Below are 23,898 nucleotides of genomic sequence, written 5' to 3'. Positions count from 1 at the left end.
ATGCCAATTATCATCAACTTAGACGTAATGCTCGCTAAACGCAAAATGCGCTCAAACGAACTGGCAGAAAAAATTGGAATTACAACAGCTAATCTTTCTATATTAAAAACAGGAAAAGCAAAAGCAATTCGTATTTCAACATTAGAAACCATCTGCGAAATATTAGAATGCCAACCAGGAGATATCATGGAATATATAAAAGAATAAAAACAGAAGACAACAAAAAAAGCCAAACATTAAGTTTGGCTTTTTAAAATTATTTTAAATTGTCTTAGTCTGCTAAAACAATAATTTTATTGTCTTTCATCTCAATAGTTCCCGAATTAATTTCCAAAGTATAAGTCTGGTCATTTACTTTCGTGAATTTACCCGCAACTTCTTTAGAAAAACTGAAGCTTGAAGCCACAATTTTAATAGTTCCTTTTTCTAGAATAGAAACTACAGGAGCGTGATGATTCAATATTTGAAAGCTTCCGTCAACTCCAGGCAATGTAACAGATGTTACTTCTCCTGAAAATAATTTTGCTTCTGGTGATACTATTTCTAAAATCATAACTGTTTTTTAAAAATTTCAAATTATAAAAAAATTCCAAATCCCAATTTTGGAATTTGGAATTTTATTTTGATGTTGATCAGGCTTTGCCTGATTATGCTTCAGCTAACATTTTCTCTCCAGCTTCGATTGCATCTTGAATAGAACCTTTCAAGTTGAAAGCAGCTTCTGGAAGGTGATCTAACTCACCATCGATAATCATGTTAAATCCTTTGATAGTATCTTTAATATCTACTAATACTCCTGGGATACCTGTAAATTGCTCTGCTACGTGGAATGGCTGAGACAAGAAACGTTGTACACGACGAGCTCTTGATACAGAAAGTTTATCTTCTTCAGACAACTCCTCCATACCTAAGATTGCGATGATATCTTGTAATTGTTTGTATTTTTGAAGAATCTCTTTTACTCTTTGTGCACAGTTGTAGTGCTCATCACCTAATATGTGTGGAGTTAAAATTCTTGAAGTAGAATCTAACGGGTCAACCGCAGGATAAATACCTAACTCAGCAATTTTACGAGACAATACAGTTGTTGCATCTAAGTGCGCGAAAGTTGTAGCCGGCGCCGGGTCAGTTAAGTCATCCGCAGGAACGTAAACCGCCTGTACAGATGTAATAGATCCTTTGTTTGTAGATGTAATACGCTCTTGCATAGCACCCATCTCAGTTGCTAATGTTGGCTGGTAACCTACTGCAGAAGGCATACGTCCTAAAAGTGCTGATACCTCAGAACCTGCTTGTGTAAAACGGAAGATATTATCAACGAAGAATAATACATCTTTTCCTTGGTCTGATCCAGCTCCATCACGGAAATATTCAGCGATAGACAATCCTGAAAGTGCCACACGTGCACGAGCTCCAGGTGGCTCATTCATTTGTCCGAAAACGAAAGTAGCTTTAGACTCTCTCATTCCTGGCATATCTACTTTAGATAAATCCCATCCTCCATTTTCCATAGAGTGCATGAAATCATCACCGTATTTAATAATTCCTGACTCTAACATCTCACGAAGCAAGTCATTTCCTTCACGTGTTCTTTCACCTACTCCAGCGAATACTGAAAGTCCACCGTGACCTTTTGCGATATTGTTGATCAACTCCTGAATCAATACTGTTTTACCAACACCAGCACCACCGAACAATCCAATTTTACCTCCTTTTGCATAAGGCTCGATCAAATCGATTACTTTGATACCTGTAAATAAAACTTCAGATGAAGTTGATAAATCTTCAAATTTAGGAGCTTGTCTGTGAATAGGCAGACCGTTTTCTCCAGTTTTAGGCAATTCACCTAAACCATCAATGGCATCTCCAACAACATTAAATAATCTTCCGTATACATCCGGACCGATTGGCATTTGGATTGGATTTCCTGTTCCAACTACTTCATACCCTCTTGACAAACCGTCTGTAGAGTCCATAGAGATTGTACGAACAGTGTTTTCTCCAATGTGAGATTGTACTTCTAGAACTAATAATGTTCCATCTTTTTTAGTGACTTCTAACGAATCATAAATTTTTGGAAGTTCAACATCTTTACCGTTGAAAACTACGTCAACTACTGGTCCAATGATTTGAGCAACTTTTCCTATTACTTTTGACATTACTTATGTGTTTATTAAATAGCTATTTAGGTTTATCGAAAATACCTCTTTTTTCAGAGCGCAAAGATAATTTTTTAAAATATAAAATCAATAATTTTTTTATAAAAATACTTAGTTTTTTGTTATACTATTAAAAATGGTGATTCGAATATCTAATAATATAAAATTAAGCATTAATAAAAAAACCACTGCATTATTAATGAGTGGCTTTTTCTACTAAAAAAAATTGGCTTTATTATAATATTTTTGGAAATAGAACCTGGTAGTTGCCTATATCTACACCTTTTAAATTTGAACCGTATTTTATATTGATTGCTTCAATGAACTTATTCGCAATAAAAGCATATCCTCTTGGAGTAGGATGAATTCCGTCTAGAGAAAACATACCACCTGTAACAAATGTTGCGTTTAATGTAAAGTTATTCATTGAAATCCCATTAGGTTTGTTTAAATCAGCCATAATTGATTCTGCATCAACAATCGCCAAACCATTTGCTTCTGCAGCAGCCTTTATAGTCGCATTGTAAGCTGCCGTAGCAACTCCAATTTCTGCCACTTCAGTAGGAAGTAAGACATATCTGTCTGGCAAAGGAAAAGTAACTCCCAGTTGTGATAATAATGGAGAAGGCGAAGCAATTCCGTCAGCCGCTACAGTTGGTACTTTTCCAATTCTGGAAGAAGCGCCTAAGCAAATTAAATCTGTAGGGAGTGCCTGTCTGGCTCTTCCAAAAATCTGTCCCATTACTGTAGCAGTAGTAGCATCTAATCCTCCACCCATTAAAACTGTCTTTAAATTTGCTGAAAGATCAGGTAAAGTTTCGTCTACAATTAATAATTGATTATTTCCTGTTGTAGTCAAAAGATTAATTCTGCTTCCTTGTCCTAAAAAGACCAAAGCGTTATGTAGTGGTCCGTACAGTTGTGTATTCAAAGTATTAACCAAGCTAACTCCCCCGGAACTTAAATTAGCCTGTGTAAGTTGATTGTAGGCAATAACATGAAAATGAGGTAGAGTTGTAATAATTGGTAAATTAGCTACAACTCCTTTTCTACCGCCGGCAACAAGCTGTGCGACTAAGCCTTTATACGCTGTATCAAAAGTTGCGGCAGGAGTTAAAGGGTTTACCGTTGGATCTCCACCAGCAGTTGCATATCCTAATTCATCATTTCCTCCAATCCATAAAGAGAAGAAAGTGGGGTTTTGACTTAACGCATCTGCTAGGACTGTAGTGGTTGCACTTGAAGCAAAACGAGCAAAATAAGGATTTGCTGTTCCCGAAGTGATTCCTGCCACATTACCATAACCTGGCGCCAGCAGATGAAAGCTTTTAGCACCAGGAACTCCTAAATTGTTGAATGTTCCGGACAAATGTGCCGTAACTTCTGTTGTTGGTGCGCCTGTAACAGAAACAGGAGTGCTGGTAGTAGTGTCAAAATACAAACGTGGTGCGGTGATTATATTACCGCCTAATAACAGTCCACCTATATTATCATTTGCATAAGGCGTCTTAAATTCTCCACCTCCAACTAAAGCAAATTGTTGCGCTATAATATTCGGATATGCTCCTTCCTGACCTTTGATGAAAAGAGCATTGTCACTAAAACCTGCCGCAAAAGAATCTCCTAAAGCGACATATTTTGAGAAATCTGCCGAACCAGAAGTTAAGGGTAGACCATCAACTGAGTTATTTTCCTTTACGGTTTCGTCATCACTGTTACAAGCTGCAAAAGCTAAAGAAACCAATAGCAGCCATTTGAAATTTTTTATCATAATCTATAATATTTTAAATTATTGCCTGTCAAAGTTTTGAACAAGTAAGTAATGTGTTGATTTTGTAAATTTTAATTATGGATTAATAGTCCAGGAAGCAAAATATTGCTGGCCTATTGATCCTGCACCAATTACTTGTGTATATTCCTTTCCTCCAATATTTGAAGCTCCTAATTTGAATGTGGATTTTAATTTAGGTATTGCATAATTTATTTGTGCATCGATTACAGTTGCTGACTCTATAGTGCCGTCAGCAAAAGTGGATTGCCACTCGTATTCGCTATTCCATCTTGCACTCACATTAAAACCAAAATTTTCAAATAATTTCTGATTTCCGATTGAAGCTTTAAATCTGTGTTTAGGAGTATTGAAACCAGCTTCGAAGCTTGGGTCTTTTGATTGGTCAAAATCAAATTGGGCATAGTTATAATTTAATCCCAATTCAAAATCAGCTATTATCTTTTTTGAAAGCCCTACTCCAAATCCAAGCGAATGAATTTCTACATCTGAATTTGTATATATCTGATAAGCTCTGAACTCCCCGTTTTGAAGTGCTCGTATCGATTGTGCTCCTGGATCAGTAATCGGAGGTGTAACTGGTAAGTTTGGATTGTCCTGTGCAGTTCCGTAATAAGTAGAAACAACATTCAGATTTCCGATAAAATCGTTGTAAATGTTATAATATCCGTTAAGATCTATTGAAATATCTTCAAAAACAGAGCGGTATCCTAATTCAAAAGCTTTTACCTGTTCAGGTTTAACATAATTTGCTCTTGTTTTCTTTAGCAAAGCTGCAGCGGCAACAGGATTAGTTCCTGCTAATGCGCTAAAGGCTTCAACTGAACTTGCAAGATAGGAGTTATTATATGCGTTTTCTCCTGTCATAATTTTGGTTGGGCTGCCGTTATAGCTTTGGCCTTCTGCGCTCAGTGTAAATGTTTCGCTAAACCTAGTCAGGTTATCCGGAGCGGAGCCTATTAATACTGCTCTACCAATATTAAATCCTATGTATTGATCCTGCGTTGTAGGGTTTCTGAAACCTGTTTGAAAAGAAGCTCTAAAATTGTGATTTTTCTTTTCTCCTCCTGAATAGACAAAAGATAATCTTGGGGAGTAATTTCCTTCAAAGTTTTTAGATTTATCATAACGAATAGATCCTGTAAACTTTAATCTGTCATCAAGGAATCTTTTTGTTAATTGGCTGTAAATGCCATATTCGTTATAACTGATTGGTCCGTTTGCATCAGTGTAGATTCTTCCATGAGAATTTAATTCGTATAATCTGTAAGATCCGCCTACCTGAATTTCGGCAAATTTTATAATATCTTTGAAATTATAATTTGCATCTGAATGATAAATTTTGGAGTTGTCTACTAATTTAGATCCTGTAAGCACACTTTCATCAGCTATTACCTGCTTGAAAGCATTTTGGAATTCCGGAGTTCCGGGTAAAAAACGTCCGGTATCAGCAGTTGCTCTTGCAGCTGCGTGAGCTTGTTGTGGAGTCATGCCTCCTAAAGTTCCCTGTATGTATGCACCTGCATACTGTCCAAACCAGGTATTATCATCTTTCCATTTTCTGTTTACATTGATTCCGGTAAAAACCATGTCATAAGAGTGTCCGCCATCTTCTGTAGTCATATATCCTCTTAGGAAGAAATTCTTTCCTTTAAATTCTAATTTATGCTGCTGCATAAAAAAATCATTTAAATAATATCTATTGGCTCCTTGATATACTGCATTTCCGAAACCAAATTTACTTTGCCAGATAATTTCTAATCTTTCGTCCCCAAAAGGTCTCCCGTGAAAAGAAAAATCGATTTTAGTGTTTCCGGCTTTATTGTTTGTAAGGTCTGTTTCATTGTATCCTGTTCTGCTCACATTGCTGTTGGGCAAAAGATTAACTGCTCCGGCAGGTATTATGCCCAATGCTGCTAATTTTTGCCCTACCCCTTTAATATTTGTGGTGGCTTCATCTCCATAAACGTTTATACCGTCATAATTTGGGTTTGTTCTGTCTATGCCTGCTATTGTTTTGTCATTATAATCTGTTGCATACCAATCTGTGGCTTCCATATAGGTGAAATTTGCTTTGGCGGCAAAATATTTATTAAAAGCGTGTGCAAATCGTATTCCCAAATCATAGTAGCTATTTGTTCCAGCCGCCTCCTGAGATGTCGTTCCGTATTTAAAATAAGCAGAAACTCCCTGATTGGTAAATGGACTTTTACTATTCATAAACAAAATTCCGTTAAAAGCATTTGCACCATATAGTGCAGATGAAGCGCCAGGCAAAAGTTCGACGCTTTGGACGTCAATCTCAGATACCCCAATCATATTGCCTAAAACGAAATTTAGAAGTGGTGATGAGTTGTCCATTCCGTCAACCAACTGTAGGAAACGTGTATTGGCTACTGTAGCAAATCCCCTTGTATTAACGGATTTAAAAGTCATACTACTTGTATTCATCTGGACCTCTTTTAGATTTTCAAGACCATCATAAAAAGAAGGAGAGGCGGTTTTTTTAATATCCTGAATACCCATTCTTTCAATAGTTACTGGAGATTCTAAGATGCGTTCTGGAGTTCGGGAGGCTGAAACAACTATTTCGTCAAGTTTAGTTTCTTCCTCATTCAAAACTATCTTTACATTTTGATTTGATGATGTAATATTAACGGTTTTTGTTTCGAAACCTACAGCAGATATTTTAATAGTAAAAGGAGGTTTTGATGGCGTGTTTAATTTAAATGTCCCATCAAAGTCTGTTGAGACTCCGGTTGAACTTCCAACGACATTAATATTGGCTCCGGGAATTGATTGTTTGTTGTTGTCTGTAACAGTTCCGGTAATGGTACTTTGTGAAAAAGATAATCCACTGATAAACAACATAATTAGTAAATATGCTCTCATTGGTAGTTTTTTTGTTAGTTCGTATAGCCAAAATACAAATAATTTTAATATTAATAAAAAAACGTTAAAAAAAATTAATATTTATCATAAATATATGCTTTATTTTAGGTATTCAATATGTGTTTTTATTAAATTAAAATCAAGAAAGAAATGCTAAGAATGAAAAATAGTATGCATACATAATAATTTTAAGAAAAAAACTGAATTAATCTTAAAAATTGCATCAAGAAGAAAAAAATGTGATAATAAAAAAGCGAGATGAAAATCTCGCTTTAATTTTAGTGTCTATATGAAAATTACTCTACCGTAACTGACTTTGCAAGATTGCGGGGCTGATCAACATTGCAGCCTCTCATTACAGCAATATGATAAGATAAAAGCTGTAAAGGAATTGTGGTAATTAATGGAGACAATGCATCAGAAGTTTCCGGAATTTCTATAACATAATCTGCTAATTCACGAACTTGGGTATCACCTTTGGTAACTACAGCGATAATTTTTCCGCTTCTCGATTTGATTTCCTGAATGTTACTTACAATTTTATCATAATGTCCTTGTTTTGGAGCGATAACGATAACAGGCATTTGCTCGTCAATTAGCGCAATCGGACCGTGTTTCATTTCTGCCGCTGGATATCCTTCAGCATGAATATAAGATATCTCTTTTAATTTCAATGCGCCTTCTAAAGCCACAGGGAAATTATAACCGCGTCCTAAGTATAAACAGTTTGGCGCATCTTTAAAAGCTGCCGCAATTTCTTTGGCTCTTTCGTTCGTTTCTAATGCTTCGGCTACTTTTTCAGGAATTATTTCCAGTTCTTGTAAAAAGGTATGGAAGTCAGTGTTTGATAAGGTGCCTTTAGCTTTTCCTAATCTTAAAGCAATCATTGTCAAAACTGTAATCTGAGTTGTAAAAGCTTTAGTAGAAGCTACTCCAATTTCAGGTCCTGCATGTGTGTAGGCACCAGCATGACTTTCTCTTGAAATGGATGATCCAACAACATTACAAACTCCAAATACAAAAGCACCGTTTTCTTTTGCTAATTTAATAGCAGCCATGGTATCAGCAGTTTCTCCGGATTGAGAAATAGCAATAACAACGTCGTTTTTGTTTATGATTGGATTTCTGTATCTAAATTCAGAAGCATATTCTACTTCAACAGGTATACGTGTAAATTCCTCAAAAATATATTCTGCAACTAATCCTGCATGCCATGAAGTTCCACAGGCTACAATTATAATTCTTTGTGCGTTCAGAAATTTTTCAATATTATCTTCGACACCGGCCATCTGAACTATTCCTTCATTGGCGTGAAGTCTTCCTCTGTAAGTATCTTTGATGACATTTGGCTGCTCATAAATCTCTTTTAGCATGAAATGATCGTAGCCGCTTTTTTCAATTTGTTCCAAATTCATCTGAAGTTCCTGTATGTAAGGATCAACTAATGAATCATCTTTTATTTTTCTGATTTTAAGAGGTTTGTGTAATCTGATGTTTGCCATTTCTCCATCTTCCAGATATACCGCATTTGAAGTGTATTCGATAAATGGGGAAGCATCAGAAGCGATAAAAAATTCATCTTCTCCAACACCTATAGCTAATGGACTTCCTAATCGTGCAGCCACAATCTCATCCGGATTTTTTTTGTCAAAAACGGCAATAGCATAAGCGCCTATTACTTGATTTAAGGCAATTTGCACTGCTTTTCCAAGTTTTATATTTTCATTTTTCTGAACTTCTTCAATAAGATTTACTAAAACTTCAGTATCCGTATCCGATTTAAAGCTGTAACCTCTCTTGATTAATTCTTCTTTAAGCGGAGCATAGTTTTCAATAATTCCATTATGTATAATGACTAACTCTCCGGAATTTGAAAAGTGCGGGTGGGAGTTTACATCATTAGGAACTCCATGGGTTGCCCAGCGTGTGTGACCAATTCCTATAGTTCCGTTGGTTGTGAAATCTGTTTTTGCTTTTTCTTCAAGATCGGAAACTTTTCCTTTCGTTTTACAAAGTTTTATGTTTTTCTGGTCGTATAACATTACGCCGGCACTATCATATCCTCTGTATTCGAGGCGCTTTAATCCTTTAATAACAATAGGATAAGCCTCTCTGTGACCTATATATCCAACAATTCCACACATATGTTATTTTTTTAATTTGGTTTCAGTTTTGTGTAGTAAATTTGAAGTTTTACTCTTTTATCATAATTAGCCTGATCGCTTTCCGGAATATTGCTTCCGAATAATACTGTTCCTAATGGGCTCATCACTGATGCTGTCGGTATTTCAGTTAAAAAGCTTTCATTGTTAATTTTAGGTAATACTTTAGTTTTATCCAGTTTTGATGAAGATGTTATATCGATGCTTTCAGTGACAACTAAGCCTAATTTTACATTGGTAACATCAGCATTCTTAATAAGATTTCGAATGTGATTTGTGATTCTTATTTTGTAAGTAGCTATCTTCGTTGTTGGATCAATACTAATCATGCCATTAAAAACCGTCCTCTTTTTTTTAGGATCACCGTTAATACTTGATGTACGATCTAAAGTGTAATCAGTTAATACGGTGTTATTTGTTAAATCATATAAATAGATTCTGCCCGGTTCGGTTGCAATTGTTTTTGGGTCATTGCCAATTAGACTTGACATTTTTTGAGAATCAATAGTAAAAACTAAATTAGCTTCATTTGCAAGCCATTTTTTATAAGTAACATTGTTTCTGATCTCGTCTAATTCATCAGATACACCATTGGATCCTGTTACAGGTTCTCCATTTACATAATGTACTAAATCGGTTTTATCAAAAAGTTCAATTACGACCATTGACCCCTGGCCTCCTTTTAAATAGAGCTTTTCGTCTGGGGTAACATCATCTGCGGTAGCAGTTGTATAATCAGAAACAGGATTGCTTTCTTCTAAGAGGCTGACGGTGTTTACGTTAGTATTGCTGTCTCCGGTTAAATTAATAACAAAGGTTTTTGCTACAGCTTCAGCATCTTTCTCAGCTGTTTTAGCTTTATAAAAAACTGTTATTTTTCCTTTATTAAAATTCATCATAGCCATCCTGCCTGCAGAAGTTCCTGATTTTTCAACTTTAAAATATAATCCTTTAAAGTAGTTTTTAAATACATCGGGTGAGGCTAATTTGTTTGCTGGCGCATCAAATATTTTGGCTTTGAAAAAATCCTTATCCAAATGCAAACGCATTTCAGGGTCGATTATTTTAGACGATTCTGCGGTAGTGGTAGTTGCTGCAGTTTTTTCTATTATTGGTTTTGAGCTAAAAAAGAATTGATCATTTTCAGCTGTATTGGTTGAGTTGTTTAATCTTAATCCAAATACATTAGGGTTAGTTGTAGCCTGTGTTTGAAAGTCACTGTTTCTATCAGTATTATAAAATTGACTGATATCATAATTATTAGCATTATAGTTGTTTAGTAGAATGCCAGATTCGTAAACGCTTAATTTAAATATTCCGGTTTCAGGTCCATAAATAGAGTCCAATACATAGGTTCTTTTACCTTCTGTACTTATTGTAGTTTTAGTTGGATCTATAAAGTAAGGAATATTTAATGTTACACTGTCAATAACTGCTCCAAATCCCAATGCAGGGGCATAAGAGGCTAAGTTCACCTGAGTATTAAAATTTGCTGTAGTTGTGCCAAAAACAGGATTCTCATAAATTCCCAATGCATTTATAGGCAAATTATTAGAGGCAACAGGAGTCACTTTTTTATTATAGGCGGTAACAGTATAGTCGTCTTTTGCTTCCAGATCAAAATTATCATTGTTCCCAATTAAGTCTTCGCCAACTGTATTGAAATCTTTATCGCAGGAATAAAACACAGCAACTGTTGCTATTAAAAGAATTTTCTTAAAAAAAGAAGTATTGTACATGTTTAATAATAATGTTAAAATTTAAAGCCCCATAGTTTTATAGAAATTTGTATACGCCTCTGCGAATGCATCTTTCGTGGTGAAAGGTAAAAAAGGTTTTCCTGAAGATTCTATAAATTTTGTTAAACTTGGCGACACGTTTTCTGAAGCTATTATCACGGCATCAGAATGTAAAATGCTTGCTTTTAGAATGTTTTCGTAGTTAGGGGTTTCTAAATCAGCAATATTCTCATGAGGCACACCATCAAATTTTACTTTGTTGATCATTTCCAGATCCAGATTTTCATCAAAAGACTGACCATAAACAGAGGTCACAATCTTGGTTTCAGAAAATAAAGCTTCGTTTTTATAGTAATGTTTCATGTAAATTGGCAGCATAGCAGCAAGCCATCCATGAACGTGAATAATATCCGGAACCCAATTCAGTTTTTTTACAGTTTCAACCACACCCTTTGCAAAAAAGATGGCTCTTTCATCATTGTCAGGATATAAGACACCTTCTTCATCAGCAAAAGTTGCTTTTCTTTTGAAATATTCATCATTATCTATAAAGTAAACCTGAATTCTTTCCTTCGGAATAGATGCTACTTTGATAATCAAGGGCATATCTAAATCATTCACTACCAAATTCATCCCTGAAAGTCTGATTACTTCGTGCAATTGATGCCTTCTTTCATTAATGTTTCCATATCTAGGCATGAAAATTCTTATCTGGCCGCCCTGATCGTTTATCATTTTAGGCACATCGTAAGACATTAATGAAACCTCATTTTCAGCCAAATAAGGCACGACTTCAGATGATACATATAATATCCTCTTCTCTTTCATAATAGTAATTTACTTAATTTTTGGTAATAAAAACGTTGCAAAATTACAAAAATTTATGCAGTTTATAACTAATATATTATGTTTGCACTAAATTTTAATAATACCGACATGCATATTTTCTACGGCAAAGTAGCCCTGATAGCCTATTTGAAAACTATCAAAACAGCAAATTCAACTGTAGGATTTGTGCCAACAATGGGTGCTTTACACCAGGGTCATCTGGCTTTGATGCAACGTTCGCTTAAAGAAAATGATGATACTGTTGTGAGTATTTTTGTAAATCCTACACAATTTAATAATCCTGATGATCTTGAAAAATATCCTCGAACACTTGAAGAAGATGTAAGGAAAATGAGGGGTTTAAGTGATAAAATAATTTTATATGCTCCTTCTGTAGATGATATTTACGAAGGAAATACAATTTCACAATCATTTGATTTTGATGGATTAGAAAATCAGATGGAAGGGAAGTTCAGACCTGGACATTTTAACGGTGTTGGAACTATCGTTAAGCGATTGTTTGAAATTGTTTCACCTACAAATGCGTATTTTGGAGAGAAAGATTTTCAGCAATTGCAGATTGTGAAAAAACTGGTTGAAAAAAACAATTTGCAGGTTAAAATAGTAGGTTGTCCTATTTTTAGAGAAGAAAACCAATTGGCAATGAGTTCGCGAAATGAACGTTTAACTTCTGAGGAACGAAAAGAAGCAGCCATTATTTACAAAACCCTGACCGAAGCTAAAGAAATATTCAGTACTAAAAGCCCGGAGGAAACTATAGAATTTGTAGAAAATTCCTTTAAGGACAATGAAAGATTTGATCTCGAATATTTTGTAATTGCTGACGAATCGACATTGTTACCAATAGAGCATAAAATTAATGACAAAAAATACCGTGCATTTATAGCGGTATTTGTTAATTCTATAAGGCTAATTGATACCATTTCATTAAATTAATTTACCTTTGCAACATGCAAATTCAAGTTATAAAATCAAAAATTCATCGTGTTAAAGTAACAGGGGCTGATTTAAATTATATCGGCAGTATTACTATTGATGAAACTTTACTGGAAGCCTCAAATATTATTGAAGGCGAAAAAGTATCTATTGTTAATATTAATAATGGAGAACGTTTTGAAACTTACGCTATAAAAGGTGAGAGAAATTCAGGCGAAATTACACTGAATGGCCCTGCAGCCAGAAAAGTTCAAAAAGATGATATTATCATTATTATATCCTATGCAACCCTGGAATTTGAAGAAGCTAAAACCTTCAAACCATGGATTGTTTTTCCTAATGAAAATGATAATTCCCTAACTTAATCACTACTTCTTTTTAATTTTTTTTATTTGTCAAATTTATTTTGCACAAAGCAGATTTCTTTTGTCTTAAATTTCTTTTCTTTTTAAAAGCCCTCTTTAACAAAAAAGCAAATAAAGTATTATATTGCCATCTTATTTTAATACTTTTTAATTTTCCCCAATTCATGAAAAAAGTTTATTTGTTTTTTGCTTTATTACTCTCTGCGTCAGTTTTTTCACAAAAGAAATTCGATACCGTTAAATCTGAAAAACTGGGTGCTGACAGAAGAATTACTATTGGACTTCCTGCCTCTTATGAAACAAGTCCCTCTAAGAAATACCCTGTTTTGTATTTGCTGGATGGAGATTATCTGTTTGATGCTTTTTCAGGAGCTTTAAGCTACGGTGTTTACTGGGATGACTTACCTGAAATGATTATTATCGGAATTCACCAAAATCACGACGGAGAACGCCATGATGATTCTACAATCGATCAAAATCAGGGTGTTCCGTTTGAAAAAGGTGCAGAATTTTTTGAATTCATCGGAGCTGAATTGGTTCCTTATATTGAAAAACAATATCGTACCGCTCCTTTCAGGATTATTGCAGGACATGATATAACAGCCAGTTTTACAAACTTCTTTTTATATAAAGAAATCCCTCTTTTTAATGGCTATATATGTTTAAGTCCTGAGCTTGCACCAAAAATGGAAGTACGTATACCTGAGAAATTTGCGAAAGTAAAAGAACCATTTTTTTATTATTTATCAGCGGCAGACGGAGATATTACTAAAATAAAAGAACCAATAGAAAAGTTAGCCGGCAATATTAAAATTGCTAATAATCCTTTGGTCAACTTTAAATATGATGTGTTTAAAAATTCGACTCATTATTCAGAAGTTTTATACTCTATTCCAAATGCTTTGTATCATATTTTTGAGGTTTACAAACCTATTAATTCGGTTGAGTTTAAAGATAAGATCGCTATACTCCAATCGGGCTATGCTAATTATTTAGAAAATAAATACAATACGATGTCAGAAGTTTTGGGTGTCGATATTCCTGTTAGAATAAATGATTTTAAAGTTGTTGAAAATCTTATTTTGAAAAGAAATGCCTACGATGAGTTAGAGAAAATGGCAGAAATTGCAAATGTTGATTATCCTTTGGCAATGTTGGGAGAGTACGAATTAGGTTTGATGTATGAAAAAAGAGGTGATCCGAAAAGAGCATCAAAAAGATATCAAAATGCTTCACAAATGCAGCCAATTGGTGAGCTGACAAAAGATATGATGTACGAGAAAATTGATGAAATGAATACGCTTGCCAAAAAATCAAAATAATGTCTAAAGTTAAAACTTCCTTCTTTTGCCAAAACTGTGGTACACAATATGCCAAATGGCAGGGGCAGTGCAACGCCTGTAAGGAATGGAATACTATTGCCGAAGAAATTATTCAGAAGCAGGAAAAAGTAGCCTGGAAAAGTGAACCAACCCCAACAGGAAAAGCACCTCGGCCTTTAAAAATTAATGAAATCGATTCGGCTCAGGAAATCCGAATGGATACTACTGACGGTGAACTGAACCGGGTACTGGGTGGAGGAATAGTTCCCGGATCTTTAACACTTTTGGGTGGCGAACCCGGGATTGGTAAAAGTACTCTTTTGCTGCAAATTTCATTAAAATTACCTTACAAAACTTTGTATGTTTCCGGTGAAGAAAGCCAGAAACAAATAAAAATGCGTGCAGAAAGAATTACGCCAGACAGTGATAATTGTTATATCCTCACGGAAACCAAAACGCAAAATATTTTCAAACAGATTGAAGCAATTCAGCCTGAAATTGTAATTATTGATTCGATTCAGACACTTCATACTGATTATATCGAATCTACTGCGGGAAGTATTTCTCAAATTAGGGAAACTACAGCCGAGTTGATCAAATTTGCAAAAGAAACCAATATTCCTGTTATTTTGATCGGGCATATTACCAAGGATGGAAATATTGCCGGGCCAAAAATTCTGGAGCATATGGTGGATACCGTTTTACAATTTGAAGGCGACAGAAATCATGTTTATCGAATTTTACGTTCCCTAAAAAACCGTTTTGGTTCAACTGCTGAATTGGGCATTTACGAAATGCTGGGAAGCGGTTTACGAGAAGTAAGCAATCCATCGGAAATTTTGATTTCGCATAAAGATGAAGAAATGTCGGGAACTGCTATTGCTACAACTATGGAGGGCATGCGTTCGTTGATGATTGAAATACAATCGCTGGTTAGCACAGCTGTTTACGGAACGCCACAACGAAGTACAACAGGTTACAATGCCAAAAGGCTTAATATGATTTTAGCTGTTCTTGAAAAAAGAGCCGGTTTTAGATTAGGCGCAAAAGACGTTTTCCTGAATGTGACGGGTGGAATTTCTGTTGATGATCCTGCGATTGATTTGGCTGTTGTGGCTGCCATTTTATCCTCTAATGAAGATATTCCGGTTACAAAAGGTTTCTGTTTTGCCGGTGAAGTAGGTCTTTCGGGTGAAATTCGACCTGTTAACCGTGTAGATCAGCGTATTCAGGAAGCTGAAAAATTAGGTTTCAATACTATCTTTGTATCCAGATATAATAAAATTGCCCTGAAAAATACAGGTATTAAAATTGAACTTGTAGCTAAAATTGAAGATGTGGCAAGTATTCTGTTTGGTTAATTTTTATAAATTTCTTTATGCGATTTCCAAAACAAAAAATAGTCAAAGCTCTTAAAATACTTCTGGTAGTGTTTATTTTGCTTTGTATCGGATTATACTCTTTTCGTAATTCGCTTTTAAAACAAGTTATTGCAAAGGTAACGCACAAAATGGTTGTTGATTACAATAGTGATTTTTCAATAAAGGAAGCTTCTTTTGATGGTTTGTCGGGAGTTAAATTTACTGATATTGTTTTAGTTCCAAAAAATGCTGACACTCTTTTCAATATTAAACAGGTAGAAACTACCATAAGCCTTAGTAATCTGTTAATTGGTGATGTACAGCTCGGCACTTTAAAAATTAACGACGGTTACATTCAATTAGTTAAAAAAGGTAAGATTCGAAATTTTGATGCCTTTCTGAAAAAGAATGATACTGAAGAAACATCAGATGAAAAACGTAAATATGCTGATGTTGCTTATCGCATTATTACAAAATTACTGAATCTGGTTCCGACCGATATGAAACTGGAAAACCTGGATTTCAAAATTGATGACAATGGTAAAAAAGCAAGTATTGCTATTAATAAACTGGTTTTGCAGAACAAACAACTAACCACAAATTTGCATGTTCAAAGCAAAAATTTTGATCAGCGCTGGAATATAAAAGGTTTTGCTGATCCAAGAAATAAAAAAGCGGACATTAGGTTTTTCAATCTGGATACCGGAGCTATCAGAGTTCCTTATTTAGACGAACGGTATAATTTAAAAGCAAGTTTTGATTCGATACGCTTAAATGTTGCTAATATTGATAAAGACGGAAGCGAGTTACATATTGACGGATATACTTCTATTGCCAATTTAAAAATTAACCATCCTAAAATTGCGAGTAAGGATGTTGTCATAAAAAATGCACGATTTGATTATCGCTTTTTATTAGGATCTGATTTTATTTCGATTGACAGCACATCAACCATGCAGCTCAACAAAATAAAAGTGAAACCGTATGTTTCGTACAATACAGAATCGGATACAGTTTATACTTTGAAAGTGGATATTCCTAAAATGAAGGCACAGGATTTTATTGTTTCATTGCCTGATGGATTGTTTACGCATTTTCAGGGAATGGAAGCGACTGGTAATTTTGATTATAAACTGGATTTTAAATTCAATAAAAACAAACCTAATACTTTAGTTTTTGACAGTAAACTTAATAAAGAGAATCTTAGAATTACGAAATACGGAGAAGCTAATCTGAATAAACTAAACGGTGAGTTTGTTTATCGTGCTATTATTCAGAATGTATTGCAGCGTCCTGTTTTAGTAGGAGCTGCAAATCCTAATTATACGCCTTTGGATCAGATATCACCTTATTTGCAAAAATGTGTATTGACGACCGAAGATCCGTCATTCTTTTCGCACCGCGGATTCATCAATGAAGCTTTCAAGCAGTCGATTCTAAAAAACATCAGGACGAAAAAATTCTCTCGTGGCGCCAGTACCATTAGTATGCAGTTGATTAAAAACGTTTTTTTAACTCGTGAAAAAACACTTTCGCGAAAGCTGGAAGAAATTTTATTGGTCTATATTTTAGAAAATAACCGAATTGTAAGTAAAGAAAGAATGCTGGAAGTGTATTTCAATATTATTGAATGGGGACCAAATGTGTACGGAATTGGAGAAGCAAGTCAGTTTTATTTCCAGAAAAGTCCATCTGATTTAAGTGTTGATGAATGTTTATACCTGGCAACGATTATCCCAAAGCCTCGAAAATTCATGTATCAGTTTAATGATCAGGGAAACCTTAAAGATTACGCCTTGCAAAATCAAAAATTCTTAAAGAATTTGATGTTCCGCAGAGGTCTTTTGGTTCCGGAGGATACACTTGGTCAATTGCCGGTGTACATATCTGGCAATGCACGTTCTTTAATCAAAATTAAAGTGCCGGATTCGACTCAGATTCCTGTTGATTCTTTGTCAGTGAATGATGAGTTTGATTTATAGAATTTTGTGATGATTATAAACTTATTGTTAAGGTTTGTCATTTCGACGAAAGGAGAAATCACTGAGGGAGCGCAACTCACTGTTGTCGAGTTTCTAGTGTGATTTCTCCCAAAAGGTCGAAATGACAATATTGGGGGTTAAAAATTTCTGCCTTGTGGCAACACTATTTAAAATTCTTCAAAAACTCTTCCTTGTAAGTTGGTGAAACTTCAATTTCAGATCCATTATTGAGCGTTATGATTCCTCCTTTATTATACGATTTCACACAATTCATATTGATAATATGTGATTTGTGGACACGTATAAAAGGCAATGGCAGAATCTCTGAAAAGTGTTTTAAAAACCGGCAGACCATTTTTTTACTGCCATTATTCAAATACAAATCGGTGAAGTTGCCGTTACCTCGAAGTCGTACGATTTCTTCCATTTTTACGACTTCAAATCCTTCCAGAGTTGGCAGGATGACCTGTTGTTTTTCAGGTTTTGACTCATGAAAATTTTCGACAATAATTTTATTCCGGTTAAAGATTTCCTGATTCATGATTTGATGATGCACCTTGTTTACAGCTACAATCAATTCTTCTATAGAAATAGGTTTTAAAAGATAGTAAGCAGCACTTTGATTTAAGGCTTTTAAGGAATATTCAGAAAAAGCTGTTACAAATATGGTTTCGAATTGCAGGTCTTTACAGGCTTCCAAAACATCAAAAGCATTCCCGAAAGGCATTTCCACATCCAGAAAAACCAATTGTGGCTGAATTTCATGTAACAACGGAACCGCTTCTTTTATGTTCTGTGCTTCACCAACTACCTCTACTTGTGGACAATATTTGCTCAGATAATTTTTGAGCACTTCTCGTGCTGCCAGTTCATCTTCTACAATTACACTTTTTATCTTTTTAAAAGGCATCATATCGTATCGATTAATGGAAAAATGATTTCAACTACAGTTCCGGATTCGGGCAATTCTTTCTCTTTGATTGCAAAAGAAATGTTCTTCTTATACAATTCATTCAGCAAACTGATTCGCTCTTTTGTATTGTTGAGCCCTCGTGATTCATGTACTTTCTGATTACTGGTTTTAAGTTCCTGGCTTTTGGTTAAACCAATTCCGTTGTCTTCAATAATTACATTTACTTTTCCCTCGCTTAATTGAAATTTTAGATGTAAAAATCCCTTTTTATCCAGATAACGCAAACCATGCCAAATCGCATTTTCTAAGTGTGGCTGAATGATCATATTGGGTACAAAAACAGTTTCGGCATCTAGTTCTTTATCCACCGTAATTTCAAAATCAAATTTATCCTGAAAACGCAAATGTTCGAGATCCAGGTATTTTTGTAACCGTTCCACTTCTTTATCCAAAATAATGAAATCCTTATTAGAGTTTTCCATCATATCGCGCATTAAAGTAGAGTAGGAAGTGAGATATTTATTAGCTTCGAGTTCCTTATTTTCAGAAATAAACTGATTCACACTATTTAAACTGTTGAAAATAAAATGCGGATTCATTTCCCGGCGTAATGACTGCAAAGCGATTTCTTTGTTTTTTGTTTTGATGGAATAAAGCGATTTTACAATAAAAAGAAACAGAACCAAGAGCAATATAACAGATCCTATTAAAAAATAATTGAAGGTGTTTTTCTTTGTGATTAACTCATCTTTAAGCGATTTTTCTTTTTCCAGCTGGCGAATTTTACCTTCGGTAATCTGGAATTTTTTAGTATTAATTAAGGTCGTATCCGATTGGATTAACTGATCGAAATTTTTAAGAAATCCTTCATAAAGCGCCATGCTTTCTTTTTCATTTCCTTCAGCTTTATAATATTGCACCAGTTCTAATAACGTTTTTTTCGCTTCTGCTGAATTTCCTTTACGGGAGGCCAAATCATACGCTTCTTTCAATGATAAAACGGCTTTGTTTGGTTCTTCTTTTTTTAAATAAAGCGAAGCCAGCGATTGTAATTGTTTTATTTGGGTATTAAAATCCTGTTTTGTGACGGCTTCCGCCAAAAGCTTTTCGTTAATGCCAATTGCTTCTTCAAACTGATTATCTGATGCGTAAACTTTGGCAATTTCGTTTTTGATTTTAATTACAGCTTCAGGTTTGTCTTTTGCATACACAAGGGCTTTTTTATAGCTTTCTATGGCAACCTTTTTATCTTTAAGGTCTAATGAATTCTGCGCTTTCTGGACATAAGCTTCCGTAACTTCCTTGCTTTTATTTTCTTTTTTCAGCAATTCAATATTCGAATCGACATAATCGGTTTGACTGGCGGGATTTGAACTATTACGTAAACGATTGGCATCATTTATATTGATTTTTTCTTCAGAAGCATCTTTTGCCAATGAACCTGCGGCTTCATAATTTTTAATTGCTAAATCAAAGTTTTTTTGGTTTTCCTGAACTTTTGCAAGATTTCTCGTAACACGGACCTTGTCTTCAGTAAGCTTAAGTTTTGTATAACTTGTCAATGCTTTTTTATAATATTCCTCCGCCTTTACATTATTCCCTTTATTTAGAAATTCATTTGCCAGCGTTTCATAGTTTTTGGCAATTTGTCCTTCATCGTTTACATCCAGGGACTTCTCTAAGTTTTTTGCTGCTTTGCTCATTTTTGATACACGGATCGCTTTCTTTTTTGAAATAGTATCCTGTGCTGCTATTTTAAAAGGTAGCAACAACAATATAAATAACGAAAAAACAGTAATGGATAATAAACGTCTCATATTATTACAATTATGTTACTTGAGTTCCGGAAATTTCGAACGTTTAAAAATAACAATGTAAAGTAAAGTATTTTATGTTCCGTTTACAACTTGTTTCACCAAGTCAAAACACGGTTTCACCATTTCTTCAAAAAACGAGGATTTTTAGTTTCTAAGTTTGGTCTGTAATCGAACCTTTAAAATCAGACAACCATGAAATCAAACTTATTTATCTCCGCAATTTTGGCAACTGTAATCAGTTTTGTAAGCTGCAATTCATCCAATGCAAATCCAACGAAAGATACCAGGATTAAAAAAACAATTACAAATGAAAACACAAAAATTCAGGTCGCGCTTTTATTGGATACTTCGAGCAGTATGGACGGATTAATCGATCAGGCGAAATCAAGGCTTTGGAATATTGTCAATACTTTGACGACTTTGAAATACGATGGCAAAACCCCGGATATCGAAATTGCTTTGTATGAATACGGAAATGACGGATTATCGAAGCAATCCAATTATATACGACAAGTAACACCCCTTTCGACAGATTTGGATTTGATTTCTGAAAAGCTGTTTGCTTTAAGAACCAATGGCGGAAATGAATATTGCGGAGCCGTAATTCAGGATGCCACCAAACAATTAAAATGGGCGAGAGAAAAAAGTAATATGAAACTCATTTATATTGCCGGAAATGAAGATTTTAATCAGGGCGGGATCAATTATAAGGAAGCGATTAGTGATGCCTTGCAGCATGATATTTACGTTAACACTATTTTTTGCGGCAATAAAACCGAAGGTATAAACATTCTCTGGAAAGATGGTGCCGATTATGGTAAAGGAAAATATTTTAATATCGATTCAAATCAGGCTGTGCAGTATATAGTTACTCCGTATGATAATGAAATTTCAAAATGCGACGAAAAAATAAATAAAACGTATATCAATTATGGTTCAAAAGGATATGAGAAAAAAATGAATCAAAATATGCAGGACCAAAACGCAAAAAAAGTTTCGGCATCCAATTATACAGAACGCGCTGTGAGTAAATCAAAAGCCATTTATAAAAACGAAAGCTGGGATCTGGTTGACAAAGTAAAAGATGATGCAACGGCTATTTCGAAAATCAAAAAAGAAGAGTTGCCTGTTGAGCTTCAAAATAAATCAGCAGAAGAGATAAAAACTTTTGTGGCTCAAAAATCAAAGGAAAGAGAAACAATCCAAAAAGAAATTAGTGTGTTGGCTAAAAAGCGTCAGGAATATATTGATTCAGAGTCTAAGAAAAGTAAAAAGCAAGATGATTTAGGTAATGCTATCAATACATCAATATTGGGGTTTGCAAAGGTGAAAGGATACACGGTTGAAAAATAGCAATCCTAAAGCCAATCTGTAAATATGAGAAAGAATATTTTAATCTTGCTTTTAACTGGAATTTTTGGCGCGGGTTTTGCATGCAGAAATGACAAGGACAAAGATTTAAAAAGTATAAATGAAAAGCCGGTTTATTCTTATGAAGAGAATCTAAAAAAGGAAGCAGCTGTTATAAGGAGATTTTTGGGGGAATCTCTGAAATATAATTCAGATGTTGCTTTCTTATTAGACATGAAGATAGCATCAGGAAAACACCGGTTTTTTATTTACGATTTAAAACATGATAAATTACTCGATAAAGGGCTGGTAGGACATGGTTCAGGATCAGAAACGGGTATTATTGGTAAACTAAAGTTTAGCAACGTAAAAAATTCTAATTGCAGTTCTTTAGGAAAATATGCAATTGGCGGTTCTTACACCGGAAAATTTGGTAAATCGTATAAATTATATGGTTTAGAAAAAACAAACAGTAATGCTTTTGACCGAAATATAGTCCTTCATAAATATTTCGATGTCCCTTTTGAAGAACAGCCTTATACTATCTGCAACAGTCTTGGCTGCCCAATGGTGAATGAAAAGTTTTTTGGAACTGTGGAAAAGCTGATTGATCATTCAAAAAAGAAAATCATTTTGGTTATGTATTATTAAATGAATCCTAAAAATAAATCCCGATAACTGTAAGGTTGTCGGGATTTTGTATTTAATGATTTGAATTTAAGGAGCAGGATCCGGAATAATAGCCTGAACTTCTTCAATCTCAGCTATGATTTCTTTTGAAAGGGTTACATCAACAGTTGCAATATTTTCTTTTAACTGATTTAATGTTGTAGCACCAATAATTGCACTTGTTAAAAAAGGCTGCTGTAATACAAAAGCTAAAGCCAGTTCAGTCAAAGTCAATCCATGTTTATGAGCTATTTCCTGATATAAACGAGTTGCCCGAGTGCTTTCTTCGCTGTTGTAACGCTTGTATTGCGGAAAAAGATTGATTCTGGCATTTGTGTGCGGTTCTCCTGTTAAAAACTTACCCGATAAAACTCCAAAAGCTAATGGCGAATAGGCTAACAATCCAACATTTTCGTGTACAGAAACTTCGGCAGAACCCACTTCGAAAAGGCGGTTTAATAAATTATATGGATTTTGAATCGTTTTGATTCTTGGTAAGTTTTGGTATTTGCTTTCCTCCAGAAAACGCATCATTCCCCAGGCATTTTCGTTTGAAACACCAATATGTTTTATTTTACCTTCTTTAATCAAAACATCAAAAGTTTCCAAAACTTCCCTGAAATTATCTTCCCAGGCTTCATCCTGAACTTTAAATCCCCGTTGACCAAAACAATTAGTTTTGCGTTCCGGCCAATGCAGTTGATATAAGTCTATGTAATCTGTCTGCAGGCGTTTTAAGCTGTTTTCCAAAGCATATTTGACACTTGCCGGAGAGAAATCCAATTTCTCACGCATGTAGCCAAAATTTGGATTTGGTCCCGCGATTTTTGAAGCCAGGATTATTTTATCACGGTTACCGGTTTTTTTGAACCAGCTACCCACTATTTTCTCGGTACTTCCATAAGTTTCTTCACGTGCCGGAACCGAATACATTTCGGCTGTATCAAAAAAATTGACACCATTTTCAAATGCATAATCCATTTGCTGATGCCCTTCAGTTTCTGTGTTTTGTTCCCCAAAGGTCATTGTACCCAGGCAGATTTTGCTTATTGATATAGCTGTATTAGGGAGAATAGTGTATTTCATATTTTGCGGTATTGTATAACTTCTCAAAGATACAACCGTATTTTTTAAATGAAAAAACCTAAAGTTAAAAAGGACTTAAAGTTTTCTATGTTCCTACTGACTAAAAGAAATTTAACTTTTATATCCTCTTTAGTTATAAAAAAAACATGGAATGTTGAAAATCAGACGTTTTATGTTTTTATACGTAGTTTTAAACTTACTTTTTATTATGAATTATCCAATTTTTACTGTAAGTAAATACTTTCGATTCTTACTTTTTTTAATTCAAAACAGGTCGCTCATCGACTAATAATGTCTTTCATCTAAAAGGTCGGAAAATCCATAAAAATGCTGATTTTACCAGTTAATTTTGTTTCATACTCTAAGTTAAAATGGATTACAAAAATAAAACCTTCTTACGGGTTTTTACGTAGGTACAGGAAAGTACAAAATTTTAAAGAAATTTAATTTTATCATCCTGAAACAGGGAGTACTATTAGAAAGAAATAATCAACAAAATTTAGTTAT

At 34.5% G+C, this 23,898-nt stretch carries 18 protein-coding genes; 8 read left to right on the top strand and 10 right to left on the bottom strand.

Annotated features, from left to right (window positions below):
• On the top strand, nt 1-207 hold the full coding sequence (locus OZP09_RS11790; RefSeq protein WP_269233890.1) for a helix-turn-helix domain-containing protein: 207 nt from the start codon (nt 1-3) through the stop codon (nt 205-207).
• A gap of 64 nt (nt 208-271) precedes the next feature.
• On the opposite strand, the gene OZP09_RS11785 is transcribed toward OZP09_RS11790, so the two are convergent.
• The 7 genes from OZP09_RS11785 to OZP09_RS11755 all read right to left on the bottom strand — a co-directional run bounded on the left by OZP09_RS11785 (nt 272) and on the right by OZP09_RS11755 (nt 11,569).
• Nucleotides 272-553: a F0F1 ATP synthase subunit delta/epsilon gene (locus OZP09_RS11785; protein WP_269233889.1), complete on the bottom strand. Its 282-nt coding sequence runs from the start codon at nt 551-553 to the stop codon at nt 272-274.
• A 94-nt stretch (nt 554-647) separates the two neighbouring features.
• Nucleotides 648-2,159, bottom strand: a complete 1,512-nt coding sequence (atpD, locus tag OZP09_RS11780; protein WP_163396342.1) for a F0F1 ATP synthase subunit beta — start codon at nt 2,157-2,159, stop codon at nt 648-650.
• Between the two features lie 235 nt (nt 2,160-2,394).
• Nucleotides 2,395-3,930, bottom strand: coding sequence for an SGNH/GDSL hydrolase family protein (locus tag OZP09_RS11775; RefSeq protein ID WP_281309439.1), 1,536 nt, complete (start codon nt 3,928-3,930; stop codon nt 2,395-2,397).
• 75 nt (nt 3,931-4,005) lie between these two features.
• A complete protein-coding gene (locus tag OZP09_RS11770) occupies nt 4,006-6,840 on the bottom strand; it encodes a TonB-dependent receptor domain-containing protein (protein ID WP_281309438.1) in 2,835 nt (944 codons plus the stop codon).
• Nucleotides 6,841-7,136: 296 nt separating this feature from the next.
• Nucleotides 7,137-8,984 (bottom strand): glutamine--fructose-6-phosphate transaminase (isomerizing), encoded by a 1,848-nt coding sequence (gene glmS / locus OZP09_RS11765; protein ID WP_281309437.1) that lies wholly within the window; start codon nt 8,982-8,984, stop codon nt 7,137-7,139.
• Between the two features lie 11 nt (nt 8,985-8,995).
• Entirely contained in the window at nt 8,996-10,741 is a 1,746-nt protein-coding gene (bamH, locus tag OZP09_RS11760; RefSeq protein WP_281309436.1) for a BamH family beta-barrel-assembly machinery protein, read from the bottom strand.
• A gap of 21 nt (nt 10,742-10,762) precedes the next feature.
• Nucleotides 10,763-11,569, bottom strand: a complete 807-nt coding sequence (locus OZP09_RS11755) for a glycogen/starch synthase (protein ID WP_223682071.1) — start codon at nt 11,567-11,569, stop codon at nt 10,763-10,765.
• Between the two features lie 78 nt (nt 11,570-11,647).
• Between OZP09_RS11755 and panC the strand changes: the two genes are divergently transcribed.
• From panC to OZP09_RS11730, 5 genes are all read left to right on the top strand, one after another.
• Nucleotides 11,648-12,526, top strand: a complete 879-nt coding sequence (gene panC, locus OZP09_RS11750; RefSeq protein ID WP_281309435.1) for a pantoate--beta-alanine ligase — start codon at nt 11,648-11,650, stop codon at nt 12,524-12,526.
• Between the two features lie 14 nt (nt 12,527-12,540).
• Nucleotides 12,541-12,891 carry an aspartate 1-decarboxylase gene (gene panD / locus OZP09_RS11745; protein WP_223682073.1) on the top strand — a complete coding sequence of 117 codons (351 nt, stop codon included), beginning with the start codon at nt 12,541-12,543 and terminating at the stop codon, nt 12,889-12,891.
• Between the two features lie 164 nt (nt 12,892-13,055).
• On the top strand, nt 13,056-14,213 hold the full coding sequence (locus tag OZP09_RS11740; RefSeq protein ID WP_269233883.1) for an alpha/beta hydrolase: 1,158 nt from the start codon (nt 13,056-13,058) through the stop codon (nt 14,211-14,213).
• Nucleotides 14,213-15,574: a DNA repair protein RadA gene (gene radA, locus OZP09_RS11735; protein ID WP_281309434.1), complete on the top strand. Its 1,362-nt coding sequence runs from the start codon at nt 14,213-14,215 to the stop codon at nt 15,572-15,574. Before OZP09_RS11740 ends, radA begins: the two co-directional genes overlap by 1 nt.
• 17 nt (nt 15,575-15,591) lie before the next feature.
• Entirely contained in the window at nt 15,592-17,556 is a 1,965-nt protein-coding gene (locus OZP09_RS11730) for a transglycosylase domain-containing protein (protein WP_269233882.1), read from the top strand.
• Between the two features lie 163 nt (nt 17,557-17,719).
• On the opposite strand, the gene OZP09_RS11725 is transcribed toward OZP09_RS11730, so the two are convergent.
• Nucleotides 17,720-18,469, bottom strand: coding sequence for a LytR/AlgR family response regulator transcription factor (locus tag OZP09_RS11725; protein ID WP_269233880.1), 750 nt, complete (start codon nt 18,467-18,469; stop codon nt 17,720-17,722).
• Nucleotides 18,466-20,286 (bottom strand): tetratricopeptide repeat-containing sensor histidine kinase, encoded by a 1,821-nt coding sequence (locus OZP09_RS11720; protein WP_281309433.1) that lies wholly within the window; start codon nt 20,284-20,286, stop codon nt 18,466-18,468. The genes OZP09_RS11725 and OZP09_RS11720 overlap by 4 nt, the downstream gene beginning before the upstream one ends.
• Nucleotides 20,287-20,478: 192 nt before the next feature.
• Here OZP09_RS11720 and OZP09_RS11715 point away from each other — a divergent pair, with 192 nt between their 5' ends.
• Both OZP09_RS11715 and OZP09_RS11710 read left to right on the top strand, forming a co-directional pair.
• On the top strand, nt 20,479-21,639 hold the full coding sequence (locus OZP09_RS11715) for a vWA domain-containing protein (protein ID WP_281309432.1): 1,161 nt from the start codon (nt 20,479-20,481) through the stop codon (nt 21,637-21,639).
• Between the two features lie 24 nt (nt 21,640-21,663).
• The gene (locus OZP09_RS11710) at nt 21,664-22,287 is read left to right on the top strand and encodes a murein L,D-transpeptidase catalytic domain-containing protein (protein WP_269233876.1); all 624 of its coding nucleotides are present in this window, start codon (nt 21,664-21,666) and stop codon (nt 22,285-22,287) included.
• Nucleotides 22,288-22,353: 66 nt separating this feature from the next.
• On the opposite strand, the gene OZP09_RS11705 is transcribed toward OZP09_RS11710, so the two are convergent.
• Nucleotides 22,354-23,391 (bottom strand): aldo/keto reductase, encoded by a 1,038-nt coding sequence (locus OZP09_RS11705; RefSeq protein ID WP_269233874.1) that lies wholly within the window; start codon nt 23,389-23,391, stop codon nt 22,354-22,356.
• Between the last annotated feature and the right edge of the window lie 507 nt (nt 23,392-23,898).

It is taken from the genome of Flavobacterium flavigenum, assembly GCF_027111255.2.
In the GTDB taxonomy this organism is placed as follows: Bacteria; Bacteroidota; Bacteroidia; order Flavobacteriales; family Flavobacteriaceae; genus Flavobacterium; species Flavobacterium flavigenum.
Note: the sequence above shows the minus strand (reverse complement) of the source record. Positions and strands in the feature narration are given on the sequence as shown.

Excerpts from the sequence above, each read along its gene's own strand:
- OZP09_RS11790 (WP_269233890.1), top strand. The coding sequence starts at position 1 with ATGCCAATTATCATCAACTTAGACGTAATGCTCGCTAAACGCAAAATG.
- OZP09_RS11785 (WP_269233889.1), bottom strand. The coding sequence starts at position 553 with ATGATTTTAGAAATAGTATCACCAGAAGCAAAATTATTTTCAGGAGAA.
- atpD (WP_163396342.1), bottom strand. The coding sequence starts at position 2,159 with ATGTCAAAAGTAATAGGAAAAGTTGCTCAAATCATTGGACCAGTAGTT.
- OZP09_RS11775 (WP_281309439.1), bottom strand. The coding sequence starts at position 3,930 with ATGATAAAAAATTTCAAATGGCTGCTATTGGTTTCTTTAGCTTTTGCA.
- OZP09_RS11770 (WP_281309438.1), bottom strand. The coding sequence starts at position 6,840 with ATGAGAGCATATTTACTAATTATGTTGTTTATCAGTGGATTATCTTTT.
- glmS (WP_281309437.1), bottom strand. The coding sequence starts at position 8,984 with ATGTGTGGAATTGTTGGATATATAGGTCACAGAGAGGCTTATCCTATT.
- bamH (WP_281309436.1), bottom strand. The coding sequence starts at position 10,741 with ATGTACAATACTTCTTTTTTTAAGAAAATTCTTTTAATAGCAACAGTT.
- OZP09_RS11755 (WP_223682071.1), bottom strand. The coding sequence starts at position 11,569 with ATGAAAGAGAAGAGGATATTATATGTATCATCTGAAGTCGTGCCTTAT.
- panC (WP_281309435.1), top strand. The coding sequence starts at position 11,648 with ATGTTTGCACTAAATTTTAATAATACCGACATGCATATTTTCTACGGC.
- panD (WP_223682073.1), top strand. The coding sequence starts at position 12,541 with ATGCAAATTCAAGTTATAAAATCAAAAATTCATCGTGTTAAAGTAACA.
- OZP09_RS11740 (WP_269233883.1), top strand. The coding sequence starts at position 13,056 with ATGAAAAAAGTTTATTTGTTTTTTGCTTTATTACTCTCTGCGTCAGTT.
- radA (WP_281309434.1), top strand. The coding sequence starts at position 14,213 with ATGTCTAAAGTTAAAACTTCCTTCTTTTGCCAAAACTGTGGTACACAA.
- OZP09_RS11730 (WP_269233882.1), top strand. The coding sequence starts at position 15,592 with ATGCGATTTCCAAAACAAAAAATAGTCAAAGCTCTTAAAATACTTCTG.
- OZP09_RS11725 (WP_269233880.1), bottom strand. The coding sequence starts at position 18,469 with ATGATGCCTTTTAAAAAGATAAAAAGTGTAATTGTAGAAGATGAACTG.
- OZP09_RS11720 (WP_281309433.1), bottom strand. The coding sequence starts at position 20,286 with ATGAGACGTTTATTATCCATTACTGTTTTTTCGTTATTTATATTGTTG.
- OZP09_RS11715 (WP_281309432.1), top strand. The coding sequence starts at position 20,479 with ATGAAATCAAACTTATTTATCTCCGCAATTTTGGCAACTGTAATCAGT.
- OZP09_RS11710 (WP_269233876.1), top strand. The coding sequence starts at position 21,664 with ATGAGAAAGAATATTTTAATCTTGCTTTTAACTGGAATTTTTGGCGCG.
- OZP09_RS11705 (WP_269233874.1), bottom strand. The coding sequence starts at position 23,391 with ATGAAATACACTATTCTCCCTAATACAGCTATATCAATAAGCAAAATC.